Source organism: Cupriavidus sp. Met-2 (assembly GCF_049843575.1).
Lineage (GTDB): Bacteria > Pseudomonadota > Gammaproteobacteria > Burkholderiales > Burkholderiaceae > Cupriavidus > Cupriavidus metallidurans.
Genome location: NZ_JBBHZL010000003.1, coordinates 16,176 through 28,426, shown reverse-complemented (window position 1 = coordinate 28,426; position 12,251 = coordinate 16,176). Strand labels below are relative to the sequence as shown.

The window sequence follows — 12,251 nt, the reverse complement described above, 5'->3', positions numbered from 1 at the left end:
TCCGTGGCACGCGGCGTCATAGCCGCAAAGCTGTCTTGATCAAGGGGTATTACCATGCGTACACGCAAGCGTGTTGCCGCATTGCTGATTGGCATCGGCGCCATTCATAGCGGCCTGTCTCATGCCGAACGGAGCCCGGTCCAGGGCGACCCGACCCAGACTCTCCCGACCATCGCGCCGAGCAAGCCAGCGCAGAGCAATGTCACCGTGCAGGTGGAACGGCCCGATGCGGCCATGCAGAATCTGCTCGCCTCGCGCCTGACGCCGAAGCATTTCAAGATCGAAGGCGCGAAAACGCTGCCGTTCGAACAGATCGCCGCCAAGTTCTCGCCGCTGGCTAACCGCGAGATCAGCGTGGCCGAACTGCTGCAGGCCGCGGAATCTGTCACCCAGATGTACAAGGACGCGGGATATCCGCTGTCGTTCGCGTTTGTGCCCGCGCAGTCGTTCGAGAACGGTGACGTGCTGATCACCGTGGTGGAAGGCTACGTGGCCAACGTCACGGTCCGCGGCAAGCCTGGCCCAGCCGAGGGCCGCCTGCGCAAGATCGCGCAGCAACTGATGCGCGACCGCCCGCTGCGGCAGGAGAGCTTCGAGCACTACGTCAACGTGCTGTCACAACAGCCGGGCATGCAGATCAACGCCACAGTGCAGCCGCCCACCACCACCGATGGCGCGTGCGAGATGGTGCTCGAGGCCAAGCGCAAGCCGTTCACGTTCGGCACCGGTGTGGAGTGGATGTCGCCGGGCCTGCGCGCCATCGCCACGGCCACCACCAACAGCCTCACGCCGCTCGGCGAGCAGCTCTCGTTCACGACGCTTTTCCCAAAAGGGCACAACGACGAGGAGTACTACGCGCTCAACTACGCCCAGCCGATCGGCACCGAGGGCATGCTGGCCAAGGTGACGGCGTCGCACTATCGCGGCGTGCCCGAGAACACGTCACTGGCGCCCATCGGTTTCGAATCGCGCTATGTCAACGACTCCAAGCGTCTCGGCGGCACGTTGAGCTACCCCGTGATCCTCAACAACCGCCATGCGCTCACGCTGACCGGCGGCTTCTACGCGAATAACCAGTTCGAGCGCTACACGCAGGCGGTGCAGCCGGGCGCGGGCCGGCAGATCGAGTTGTCGACCGATGTGCGCGTGGCCAGCGCGGAGGCGTCGTACCTGCAGCGCGGCCAGGGTTTCACGCGCAACGCCACGCTGGGCTTCTACAAGGGCTTCGACGGGCTCGGGGCAAGCCGCCAGAACAACATCAACGACCTGAGCTTCTTCCGCACCCGGTTGCTCGTGTCGCAGGCCAACGACCTGCCCTACGGATTTGGCACATCGGTTTCCGCGGCAGGCCAGTACAGCGGCAACCGGTTGGCATCGAGCGAGCAGATCAGCTTCGGCGGCCGCTTCTTCGGCCTGGGCTATCCCGCCGGCGAAGTGGCTGGAGACAAGGGCTGGGGGGCTTCCGCCGAAATCAACCGGATGTTCGCGGTGGACTACACCTACCTGAAGACGCTGCAGCCATTCATCGTCACCGACTACGCGCGCGTGTTCTCCAACAGCGTGTCGCTGTCGCACCGGACGCTGCAATCTGTCGCCATCGGCCTGCGGTTCTCCGACCGTCGCTACTACACGATGGATATCTCGGTGGCGCAGCCCGTGGGCGACAAGCCGACCAACGCGAGCCATCGTTCGCCGCGTTTCAACCTGCTCTGGTCGTACCAGTTCGACTGACGGGTGGCCGGCGCGGCGGAACAGGGGTCTGCGCCATGCCGCCGGCCCCGTTCAGTTCACGCGGAACCCGATCTTGAGCGTCACTTGAAAGTGCGCGACCTTGCCATCCTGCACATGTCCGCGCGTTTCCACGACCTCGAACCAGTCGATGTTCTTGATGGACTCCGAGGCCTTTGCCAGCGCATTGCGAATGGCGGCATCGCTGCCGTCCGCCGACGACCCGACGATCTCGACCAGCTTGTAGGTGTGGTTGGACATGATCCGTCTCCTGTTGTGCATGGGTGAGTGTGACTGTGACCCGGCAAATGCTGCGCGGCTTCATGCGCGGCACGCGTCATATCCTTTCATGATAGGCACGCGCCTGCACTCTCCCCAAATCCCGTCTGGCCTGTCCGGCATCAGGATCAGCCAAACACTGACATTCCCGGCGTGCGTACGGGTATGTACTTGAGACGAGTAACCTCGGATGCGCGACGGGCCACCAGCTCGGCCCCGGAGTGCGAAAGTTCAACACGTGTCTCCATCATCGTCATCGCATCCGCTTTACCTGGCAGGAGGAAGCGATGAGAACAGAACAGATTGCCATGCGCCAGCGCGCGCGCAACTTGTGCGCGGTTGGCGTCGCTGTGATGTCACTGGGTGCCGCCATGGCGGCGCGTGCGGACATCACGAGTTCGACGTCAGGGCCGATCACCTATGTCTGCGGCGGGGTTGCCGCGGACGAGCAGGCCGAAATGCGCAGCGAGGCCCGCAACTACGACATGGGTCTGCTGTTCACACAAGGCGGACGGGGCGAGTACCTGTCCGACGTGAACGTCAAGCTGATGAAGAACGGCAAGGAAGTGGCCGATTTCCGGTCCACCGGGCCGCGCTGCCTGATCCGCGGGCCGCGTGCGTCCTATCAGGTGGTGGCGACCTATGAAGGCATGTCGAAGCACGCCACGTTGAGTCCGGGCGAGAAGAACGTCCAGATGCGCTGGTAAGCCACACGGGCACATATGAGGCCCGGCTGTCGCCCGGCCAATGCCGGCATCCGTCCCCCGGATGCCGGTTTTTTTGCGCGGACCCGTACCCATGTAGCGCGTGGTCCGCTGCACGATTACCTTACCGGTGGCAAACTTGCGCCCTGGTTCCTCACCCTCTGAACACTTCACCCCGGAGTTTCCGACCATGACCACCAATAGCCGCTGGATTCGTATCGATACCCCCGATGGCAGCTTCGACGCCTATCTGAGCCTGCCGCCAGCAGGCAAGCAGCCGGGCAACCCGGGCATCGTGCTGATCCAGGAGATCTTCGGCGTCAACGAGCACATCCGCTCCGTAGCGGACCAGTACGCCGCCGACGGCTACGTGGTGCTGGCGCCGGACGTGTTCTGGCGCACGGCGCCGCGCGTGGAACTTGGCTACTCGGGCAAGGACTGGGAAGAGGCCATGAAGCTGCGCCAGGCCGTGAACCTGGAGGAGGCCGTATCCGACATCGGTGCGACGGCCAAGGCGCTGCGCGCGGAAATCGGCGCCGGCGGTAAGGTGGCGGCAGTGGGTTACTGTTTTGGCGGGCTGCTGTCGTACATGGCGGCCGCGCGTGGCATGGTCGATGCGGCGGTGCCGTACTACGGCGGCGGTATCCAGAACAACCTCAAGGAAGCAGAAGCGCTCAACGTCCCGGTGCAGTTCCACTATGGCGCGCTCGACGCCCACATCAAGCCCGAGGACGTCGAACGTGTGCGTCAGGCTGTGGCGGGCAAGCGCGGTGTCGAGGTCTTCGTCTATGACCAGGCCGACCACGGCTTCAACTGCTGGGCGCGTGGCTCGTACCACCAGCGTTCGGCGGCGCTCGCGCATGGCCGCGCGCTGACGTTCCTGACTAACGCGCTGTCCTGACGCTTCAATGCAGCCGCCGTTCCGCTGCGCAGTACGTCTTCGACGGTTTCAACTGCTGCAGCGGGCCCGGCGCGCTCAATACGGCATCGCCACACCGTTCTGAATCTTGACGCGATCGCCCGTGCGCAGGTTGTAGGGGCTGTTCTGCGTCACGGTCACGTAGACGTTGTCGTTGGTGCGCACGCGCACGCGGAAAGCCGCCGGCGTGGTGCTGGAGCGCTTTTCCACTTCATTGCCGGCCAGCGCGCCGGCCACCGCGCCACCGATCGTTGCGACGGTATTCCCGCGGCCGCCACCCACCTGGTGACCCAGCAGACCACCCACCACACCGCCGATCACGGCACCCGCACCGCTCGTGTCGGCCGGCTGGCCGGCCAGTTGCTCGATCGACTCCACCCATCCATAACGCACGGCGTACTGGTCGTTGTAGCCGTTGTTATAGCCGCCGTCGTAGTTGCCACCCTGCGGCGCGGAGGGCTGCGACGGGTAGGCGTACTGGTCATAAGTCTGTTGTTGCGGGTAGGTCTGTTGTTGCGGGTAGGTCTGCTGCTGGGGGTAGCCTTGCTGCTGGGGGTAGCCTTGCTGCTGCGGATAGGCGGGGTAGCCGCCGCTGACCTGCGTGCCGCTGCCACCATAGCCTGCGTTGCCATACGTGGCGCCACCGTAAGCGGTGCTGCCGTAGGAGCCGGACGAGCCGTAGGAGCCGCCATAGCCCGACCCGTAGCCATCGCCATAGCCGCCATATGGCGCGGCGCAGCCAGCCAGGGCGCTCGCGGCGAGCGCGACCAACACAACCGGACGGAACGGGAAAGACATGATGAAGGCTCCTGCGTCGATGCGCGTATTGGTATTGCGCGGGAGTCTAGTGCCGCCGTCCGGCCGCAGGTGTCACCGGAGATTGTGATGGGTAACCGCCTGTAACCGCATCATCGCCTTATCGCGTTATCGCGTCATCGCCTCCAGGCGGGAGGTTGATCAGATGCGCTCGGCGCCGTCGTCGTTGAACGCCGTGATACGCGCCACGCGGAACGTGTTGCGCAGTGATTCCAGTTCGGTGCGATGCAGTGCCGCCAGGCGGTTCAGGCAACGCTCGCCCTTGGCCAGCAGATGAATCTGCACCACGCGGCGATCATCGGGATTGACCTTGCGGCTGACCAGTCCGGCGGCCTCGCACCGGTTGACCAGCGCCACCACGCCATGCTGCTTGGCCTGCAGGCGTTCGGCCAGTTCGCCCACCGAGGCCCAGTTCTTGTCCGGGCATCCGCGGATATGCAGCATCAGCAGGTACTGCTGGACGGTCACGCCTTCGGCGCGCGCGGCCTCCTCCGAGAAACGCAGGAAGCGGCGCAACTGGTAGCGAAAATCGGAGAGTGCTTCGAAGTCCTGCTTGTGCAGCACGGCGGTTTCTTCGGAGGCCCTGGCTTGGGCAGACTTGCGTGGCATGGATGTCGGATCAGCGAGAGCGTTGGTGGACCGGCCGCCCATTATAGGAGGTGCGCCCGCAGGCGCCGCCGTGCGCTGGCACGCATTGCCCGGCAATCCCGCCCGTACTTCGACGCTTTGGGTCCCGGCGCGGTATGGCAGAATCTGTGCGGTTGCCGACACCCTATAACCGCAAAACGGAAATCCGCCCGATGTTCACGGAAATCATCCTGTTCCTGCTCGATACTGTTTTCACGCTCTTTGGCATGGCATTGCTGCTGCGCCTGTGGATGCAACTGTCCCGGCTGCCTTCGCGCAATCCTGTGTCCCAGGGCGTGTTCCAGGTGACGGACTGGATCGTCCGCCCCCTGCGCCGCATCATTCCTGGCCTGGGTGGCATCGACTGGGCCACCGTCTTCGCGGCCTATCTGACCGCCGTGGCGTTCCTGCTCTGCCGCGCGCTGGTGCTCGGCGCCGATCCGCTCGGATTCCTGCCGGTGATCCTGGCGCTGGGCGTGCTCAGCATGCTCAAGTGGGGCATCAGCATGGTGATGTGGGTGACGCTGCTGATGGCGGTGCTGTCGTGGGTGAATCCCAACTCGCCGCTGGCCGCGCCGATCTGGCATCTGACCGCCCCGCTGCTGCGCCCGATCCAGCGCGTGGTGCCGCGCCTGGGTGGCTTCGACATCTCTCCGCTGATCCTGTTCGTGATCGCCCAGATTCTTCTGATGGTGATCGCCAACGTCAGCCGCGGAGTGGCCTGAACGGCATTTTCAAGCGGTGGCGCACCGGATGGCGCAAGTGTCCGGCGCGCCACGCTACCACAGACAGGAACCATAGGGAAAACCCTTATTGTCCAAATCGTTGGACAGTCTGTCGAGGATTCTCCCTTTTTCCTGTGCGTGCTGAAGCCTACATTACAGGCACCGCGGAACCCACCGCGATCACTGCCAAAAATAGTAGGAAAGCACAACCATGAAGACCCTCGCACTCTCCCTGCTTTGCGCCATCGGCCTGTCTGTCGGCGCCACCGCCGCTCAAGCATCGGAGTTCAATTCGGATCTGGCCCGCCTGGACGGAAGCATCGCCCGCAAGGTCGACCCGTACCTGGATGGCGCCCGTGGCGTCACCGAAAAGCGTGACGTGTACACGGAAGGCGCGCGCGGCGTGACCGAAAAGCGCGACGTCTACACCGAAGGCGCGCGTGGCGTGACCGAAAAGCGCGACGTCTACAGCGAAGGCGCCTGAGCCTCGCCTGCCTGATCCAGGCAAGTCAGACGGGGCGCTCCCCCTGCCCCGTCAGCAGTACACAGCGCAAGTTACTGCCCGAGATCATCGAGATCGGCCCCCATCATCGATTCAATCGCTTCCATGAATGCGCGCACCTTGCGCGGCTGCAAGCGACGGTCGGGCAGTAACGCAAAGACCCTCAGCGGTGGCAACGGCCAGTCGGGCATCATCCGCACCAGCCTGCCCTGCGCAATCTCCGCCTCCGCTGTTGCCATCGGCACACGCGCGATCCCGATTCCAGCCAGCGCTGCCTGCATGCGCAGCTCGGCGTTATAGGTCTGCATTCGCGGACGAATCGGCACGGAGATACGTTCCCCATCCCGCGAGAACTCCCACACCGAGACGCCAGGCGTGGCCAACGTCGGCATGTGCGACAGATCTTCCGGCTGCATCTGCGCCGGCAGGCTGGCCGCCAGCGACGGTGCCGCCACGAGGCCCCTTTCTATATGCCAGATGCGTCGGGCGATGGTGCCTGAATCCGGCAGGTCGGTATCCACCGTGACGAAGGCGATGTCGAAGCCTTCGCGGATCGGATCGACCAGGCCCTGGGAGATCTCCACGGTGATGTCGAGCGCGGGGTGCGCCGCCAGTGTCCGACAGATCACACCGCCGAGTTGCTGGGCGCCGAACTCATAAGGCGTGGCGATGCGCAACATCCCCTGCACGCGCTCCTCGCGAGCCAGGGTCTCCTGCCGAATCTCGCGCAGTCGCGCGAACAGCGGCGCGACGTCGCGATAGACCGCGCCGCCAGCGTCGGTCAGCCGCATCCGTCGCGTGGTGCGCTCCAGCAGCTTGGCGCCGATGGCCGTTTCCAGTCGGGCCACTGCCGCCGAGACGCGCGACTTCGGGCAATCGAGTGCCGCGGCTGCCGCCGTGAAAGTGCCCTGCTCGATCACGCAGCAGAATGCCTCCCAATCGTTCCACTGAATTGTTTCGTTCACCGGACCCTGTTTCCTTTGCTGACCCTTGTTGTCCCGACTATCTGTCCACCATTGTGCGGACGCACATTATGCGATAGACAGATATGTCTCGTCAGCGTGCCCGGGCACCCCGGTACCGGCCGCAAATGCGTCAGACTGGCAAAGCCGGCGCATTTCCTCTACCCTTTCGGCCTTTCCGAGCCAATTCCGGCGCATCGACGCCGATGTTCCGATCGATGGCGAACCCAGCCGATACCGCAACGTCCCGCGCGCCCGTAGCCGGCGCCACCGAAAAGCCAAGCGACAGCTACGTGCAGTCCTTCGCACGCGGCCTGTCGGTGATTCGCGCCTTCAATGCCAGCCACCCCGCGCAAACGCTGACCGAGATCGCCCAGGCCAGTGGCCTGACGCGCGCCGGCGCGCGACGCATCCTGCTCACGCTGGTGGGGCTCGGCTATGTGCAGAACGACGGCCGGCTGTTCCGGCTCACGCCAAAGATCCTCGATCTCGGCTTCGCGTATCTGACGTCGATGCCGTTCTGGAATCTGGCCGAGCCGATCATGGAGGCGCTGTCGCAGTCGGTCCATGAAAGCTGCTCGATCTCGGTGCTGGACGGCACGGAAATCGTCTATGTGCTGCGCGTGCCCGCACGCAAGATCATGACGATCAACCTGTCGATCGGCAGCCGCCTGCCGGCCTACTGTTCGTCGATGGGACGCGTGCTGCTGTCGGGACTGGATCAGGAAGAACTCGATCGCGTGCTGCACGCGTCGGACCTGCGGCCGCGCACGCGCCGCACCGTGACCGATATCGGCGAATTGAAGACGCTGATTGGCGAGATTCGCGAGCGCGGCTGGGCGCAGAACGACCAGGAGTTGGAGGAGGGGCTGGTTTCGCTGTCCGCCCCGATCCGGAATCGCGGCGGTCAGGTCATCGCCGCGATCAACATCAGCGGCCAGGCCAATCGCACGAGCGCGCAAGAGATGGTGGAGCGCTTCCTGCCGCCGCTGCTGGAAGCAGCGGGCAAGATTTCAGCGATGGTGGGGCTGCGTACCTGAGGGCCAGGGCGGGGCCCGCCCCCGGCGGTTACCAGGAAACCGCGATATCCCCCTTCACGAACGTCTGGCAAGCCATGCGATAGCCAGCGCGCAGATCGTCGTCGCTGAGATGCTTGCGCTCTTTCGGCTTGACCGCGTCGGTGTGTTCCAGCCCGCGTTCGATGCGGCACCTGCAGGTGCCACAGATGCCCCCTCCGCACTTGAACGGAATGCCGCCCTGCTCGCGCAGGGACACGCGCAGCAGATTGCTGTTCTCCGGCGCGTTGACGGTCTTTTCGCTATTGGTCACGAACGTGATTTCGATCGTCCGGGGCTTGGGCGGGGTATCGGTATCGGGCACGGCGGCGCCGGCGTCGATGTCGCCGATGTCAGTCTGGGCCTGCATCATTGCTTCCTTAGGGATAGGTCCATGCTGCCGAAGTGCGCCAGCGATTGCAGCGCGGTGCGGGCAGCGTCGAGCGTGTCGAAGCGCTCGAGGAATTTCGTCGGCACGTGATTGACGACCTCGGCGGATTTGTCCGCCTCGTCGATGACACGCACCTTCAACGGGTGTTGGGTATCGGACAGCTCGGCAATCACGAACGTGGCCGTGCAGCGCCCGTAGAACAGGTACTCCCACGTCTCCACGGGTTCCACGCCGGGTACGGCCTCGGTGCGGAACTGGCCCGGTTTGCTGGTCAGGATCACGTACATGGCTTGGTTCATCCGCTGGTTCCCTCGGTCATTGCTCGTTCATGCCAACCGTCAGGCGGCCAGTTCTTCCTGCTCGAGCTCGATGTCGTGCGTGAGCCAGATCTGGCAGGTCAGCCGGAAGCCCTGATCGAGCCGGTCGCCGAGCTGCTTCTTCTCCTTCCAGTTCGGCGGAGGCAGATGCTCCGCGCCGGACAGCACGCGGCACGCGCATTTCGAGCACTTGCCCATGCCGCATTCGTAGCGCAGGTTCGGATAGGGAAACTGCTTGATGCCCGCGCGCACCACGAGGTTGGTTTCTGGCTTGACCTCGTCCACGAAGACCTGGCCGTTCTTGTGAAAGACAACTTTCGGCATAGCTCTGCTTTCCGCAATCAGTAAATGGGCAGTTGGGATGTCCGCCACGCGCTCAATGCCAGATCAGCATCGCGCAGATGGTGGAGACGAACAGGCCGGCCAGCACCGGCAGCAGCAGCGCCCGCACGGCATCCAGTACGGGCACGCGCGCAAATCCGGCCACGGCGATCAGGGACGACCACGCGATCAGCGTGCCGCCACCGGTCCAGACCGCACCCATCTGGCCGACGGCCGCCAGCGTGGCCGAGTCGAATCCGACCACGGGACCAAGCGCGCCGGCCAGCGTGCCGGTCAGCGGCAGTCCGGCAAAGCCCGATCCGTCGATGCCGGTGATCATGCCGACCAGAAGCACTCCGAACGCCACCAGCACGTGGTTGTCGGGAATCATGTGCTGGTAGGCCTGGATCAGTTCGAACAGCAGGCTCGGCGCGCGGCCAGTGTCGACGCCGAGAATCTGCGCGGCGGTCTCGCCCGCGCCAACGAAGAAGAAGCCCGCGATCGGCAGCACCGAGCCCATTGCCTTGAACGCGAAGACGAAGCCATCGGTGATGTGCTCCGGGCACGTGTCGAGCATCTTGCGCGGGCCTTCGGCGGCCAGCGTCGCCAGCATCATCAGCACTGCAGCCACGCCACCCACCAGCGCAGCGGCCGCACCGCCCTTGAGATCGACCATGCCCGAGGAAATCTTCGGCAGCACCATCAGCGTCACAACGCAGGCAAAGGCCAGCGGCGTCAGCACGGCGAAGAACTTCGACCACTTCACGCGGCGCTGGGCCACCATCGCCAGGCTGCGTTCGATATTGGCGTCGGTGTCCAGCGGCTCCTCGTGCGAGGTGCCGCGTGCGATCTCGGCCTTGTCAAAGGTGCCGGTGGCTTCCACTGCGGTGTCCACACCGGTGGCGCGCGCCTGCCAGCGGTCGAGCAACGCGCCGCTGGCGGGAACGATATGACGGCGCATCGACAGGTAGGCCAGCGTGAGCGCGATGCCGCCCGTGATGATCGACAGGATCAGCGCGCGATCCGCCACCACTGCCGCACTGACCGCCGCGCCAGCCGCCTTGGCGCTGATGCCAGGCGCCACGCCAATCACGTAGTCCGATGACAGCGCCATGCCCTGACCGGCAATCGCAATGGCCATGGCCCCCGCCAGCGGCGGCAGCCCGGCGGCAATCGCGGCCGGCAGCAGGATGGCGGAAACCAGCGGCACAGCCGGCGTCGGCCAGAAGAACAGCGAGATCACGTAGGTGATGCCCGCCAGGATGAAATAGGCGCTATGGCCGTTCTTCATCACCACGCGGAACGGCTCGACCATCCGGACATCGGATCGCAATGACTTCAGCGCGTTGAGCAGCGCCGTCATGAAGGCAATCACCAGGAAGATATTGAACAGTTCCTTCGCCGCGACCAGGCTCGCGGAAAAGATGCCGCCCAGTGCCGTGACCGGACTGCCAGTAATGGCCAGTATCACGAGGAACGTGCCGACGATCGACGGCACCACGACGTTGGCACGCATGATCATGGTCAGCACGATCACGGCCACGCCTAGCAAATACACCCAATGTGCCAGGCCGATCTCTACGGTTTGATGCATGAGGCTCCCCTGCTATGGAGGCCCTTGTGGGGGCGGATATGAATTTCTATTTTCACTACGAGTTGTATACTATATTCCGCATATCCTCTGACACAAGCAGAAATTACCACGCCTAGGGAAATCCCCAAAAAAGGGGCGGATTTCCGCTCCAGCGCACGGAATGTGCGCATTTGGCACCAGGTCGGCGCGCGCGAATTTCGTGAAAAGGGACTAGCGCTTTTTGAAGCATTGTGTAGACTGTATACCGAAATACAAACAAGACGCCCCTATGCTCCATATCACCGACACCCTGATCGATCGCCACGTCACGGCCGCCGATGCGCAGGCCGCGATGCTCGACGCCTTCCGCAGCTTTGGCCGCGGGCAGGCCGCCATGCAGGAACGCATCCGCACGGAGGCCGGCGGTGTGAAGCTTTCGACGCTGGGCGCGGTAATCCCGGATCAGCAGGTAGCCGGCGCCAAGGTTTACACGACGATCGCCGGTCAGTTCTCCTTTGTCATCCTGCTGTTTTCGACGGTTGACGGACGCCCGCTGGCTTCGTTCGACGCTGGCGCCATCACGCGGCTGCGCACTGCGGCCTGCACCGTGTTGGCCGCAAAGCGGTTGGCGCGCTCCGATGCGCAAACCCTGGCGCTCTTCGGCGCAGGCACGCAGGGCGTGCAGCACGCATTGCAACTGTCGGCCGCGCTGCCGCTCCAGCGCATCCTGATCTGTGATCCGTATGCCGATGCCGAGGCCGCCACGCGCCTGTCTGCCCAATGCGGCGTTTCCGTGTCATTCGCGCAAGCCGAGGAAGCGGTCGCTGCGGCCGACATCATCGTCACAGCCTCACGCTCGACCACGCCACTGTTCCCTGGCGCCATCGTCAAGCCGGGCACGTTTATCGCGGCGATCGGGTCGAGCCTGCCGCACACACGCGAGTTGGACGATGTAGCGCTGTCGCGCGCCGCTGCAGTGGTCGTCGAATGGCGCCCGCAGTCGCTGCGGGAGGCCGGCGACCTGGTGCTCGCCGACAAGGCAGTGCTACCGGACGAAAAGATCGTGGAACTGGCCGATGTACTACTCGACACCGCGCCCACGCGCAAGCATGCCGACGACATCCTGATCTACAAGTCGGTCGGCGTGGGACTCGAGGATGTCGCGCTGGCCGGTATTGCCTATCAACGCATCACCGCAGCCCAAGCCGCGGCTGCCTGAACCCATTCCGATGAACCTGCCGCCGTGCGCGGCATTTTTGTCGGCCCAACAAAAGTGTAGGAAGTATACAAACCCGAAAACGCCGCGACACCGCTCAGCGAGCCGTGGTGACC

15 protein-coding genes are annotated in these 12,251 nt (G+C 64.3%); 7 read left to right on the top strand and 8 right to left on the bottom strand.

Going from position 1 to position 12,251, the window contains the following annotated elements; all coding sequences use genetic code 11:
* Window positions 1-54 precede the first annotated feature (54 nt).
* Entirely contained in the window at window positions 55-1,731 is a 1,677-nt protein-coding gene (locus tag WD006_RS08595; protein ID WP_029306907.1) for a ShlB/FhaC/HecB family hemolysin secretion/activation protein, read from the top strand.
* Window positions 1,732-1,782: 51 nt separating this feature from the next.
* Here WD006_RS08595 and WD006_RS08590 read toward each other — a convergent pair whose 3' ends face one another.
* Complete coding sequence (locus WD006_RS08590) at window positions 1,783-1,989, bottom strand: dodecin (RefSeq protein ID WP_008646861.1); 207 nt, start codon at window positions 1,987-1,989, stop codon at window positions 1,783-1,785.
* 305 nt (window positions 1,990-2,294) lie between these two features.
* Between WD006_RS08590 and WD006_RS08585 the strand changes: the two genes are divergently transcribed.
* Together WD006_RS08585 and WD006_RS08580 are read left to right on the top strand one after the other, a co-directional pair.
* Window positions 2,295-2,714, top strand: coding sequence for a hypothetical protein (locus WD006_RS08585; RefSeq protein ID WP_029306906.1), 420 nt, complete (start codon window positions 2,295-2,297; stop codon window positions 2,712-2,714).
* Window positions 2,715-2,901: 187 nt separating this feature from the next.
* Complete coding sequence (locus tag WD006_RS08580; protein WP_008646864.1) at window positions 2,902-3,612, top strand: dienelactone hydrolase family protein; 711 nt, start codon at window positions 2,902-2,904, stop codon at window positions 3,610-3,612.
* A 75-nt stretch (window positions 3,613-3,687) separates the two neighbouring features.
* Here the strand turns inward: WD006_RS08580 and WD006_RS08575 are convergent, their stop codons facing one another.
* A complete protein-coding gene (locus WD006_RS08575) occupies window positions 3,688-4,428 on the bottom strand; it encodes a glycine zipper 2TM domain-containing protein (RefSeq protein WP_029306905.1) in 741 nt (246 codons plus the stop codon).
* A gap of 159 nt (window positions 4,429-4,587) precedes the next feature.
* The gene (locus WD006_RS08570; protein WP_029306904.1) at window positions 4,588-5,055 is read right to left on the bottom strand and encodes a MarR family winged helix-turn-helix transcriptional regulator; all 468 of its coding nucleotides are present in this window, start codon (window positions 5,053-5,055) and stop codon (window positions 4,588-4,590) included.
* Between the two features lie 191 nt (window positions 5,056-5,246).
* On the opposite strand from WD006_RS08570, the gene WD006_RS08565 reads away from it, so the two are divergent.
* Together WD006_RS08565 and WD006_RS08560 are read left to right on the top strand one after the other, a co-directional pair.
* The gene (locus WD006_RS08565) at window positions 5,247-5,798 is read left to right on the top strand and encodes a YggT family protein (protein WP_008646869.1); all 552 of its coding nucleotides are present in this window, start codon (window positions 5,247-5,249) and stop codon (window positions 5,796-5,798) included.
* 211 nt (window positions 5,799-6,009) lie between these two features.
* Entirely contained in the window at window positions 6,010-6,282 is a 273-nt protein-coding gene (locus WD006_RS08560) for a hypothetical protein (protein ID WP_008646871.1), read from the top strand.
* Window positions 6,283-6,353: 71 nt separating this feature from the next.
* On the opposite strand, the gene WD006_RS08555 is transcribed toward WD006_RS08560, so the two are convergent.
* Window positions 6,354-7,265 carry a LysR family transcriptional regulator gene (locus WD006_RS08555; RefSeq protein ID WP_017510831.1) on the bottom strand — a complete coding sequence of 304 codons (912 nt, stop codon included), beginning with the start codon at window positions 7,263-7,265 and terminating at the stop codon, window positions 6,354-6,356.
* A 215-nt stretch (window positions 7,266-7,480) separates the two neighbouring features.
* On the opposite strand from WD006_RS08555, the gene WD006_RS08550 reads away from it, so the two are divergent.
* On the top strand, window positions 7,481-8,302 hold the full coding sequence (locus WD006_RS08550; protein ID WP_024569351.1) for an IclR family transcriptional regulator: 822 nt from the start codon (window positions 7,481-7,483) through the stop codon (window positions 8,300-8,302).
* 28 nt (window positions 8,303-8,330) lie between these two features.
* On the opposite strand, the gene WD006_RS08545 is transcribed toward WD006_RS08550, so the two are convergent.
* The 4 genes from WD006_RS08545 to WD006_RS08530 all read right to left on the bottom strand — a co-directional run bounded on the left by WD006_RS08545 (window position 8,331) and on the right by WD006_RS08530 (window position 10,940).
* Window positions 8,331-8,606, bottom strand: coding sequence for a 2Fe-2S iron-sulfur cluster-binding protein (locus WD006_RS08545; protein WP_029306903.1), 276 nt, complete (start codon window positions 8,604-8,606; stop codon window positions 8,331-8,333).
* 80 nt (window positions 8,607-8,686) lie between these two features.
* The gene (locus WD006_RS08540) at window positions 8,687-9,007 is read right to left on the bottom strand and encodes a hypothetical protein (protein WP_011518165.1); all 321 of its coding nucleotides are present in this window, start codon (window positions 9,005-9,007) and stop codon (window positions 8,687-8,689) included.
* Between the two features lie 39 nt (window positions 9,008-9,046).
* The gene (locus WD006_RS08535) at window positions 9,047-9,349 is read right to left on the bottom strand and encodes a 2Fe-2S iron-sulfur cluster-binding protein (RefSeq protein ID WP_008646885.1); all 303 of its coding nucleotides are present in this window, start codon (window positions 9,347-9,349) and stop codon (window positions 9,047-9,049) included.
* 52 nt (window positions 9,350-9,401) lie between these two features.
* A complete protein-coding gene (locus WD006_RS08530) occupies window positions 9,402-10,940 on the bottom strand; it encodes a hypothetical protein (RefSeq protein ID WP_011518164.1) in 1,539 nt (512 codons plus the stop codon).
* 268 nt (window positions 10,941-11,208) lie between these two features.
* Between WD006_RS08530 and WD006_RS08525 the strand changes: the two genes are divergently transcribed.
* Entirely contained in the window at window positions 11,209-12,138 is a 930-nt protein-coding gene (locus WD006_RS08525) for an ornithine cyclodeaminase family protein (RefSeq protein ID WP_029306902.1), read from the top strand.
* Window positions 12,139-12,251: the final 113 nt, after the last annotated feature.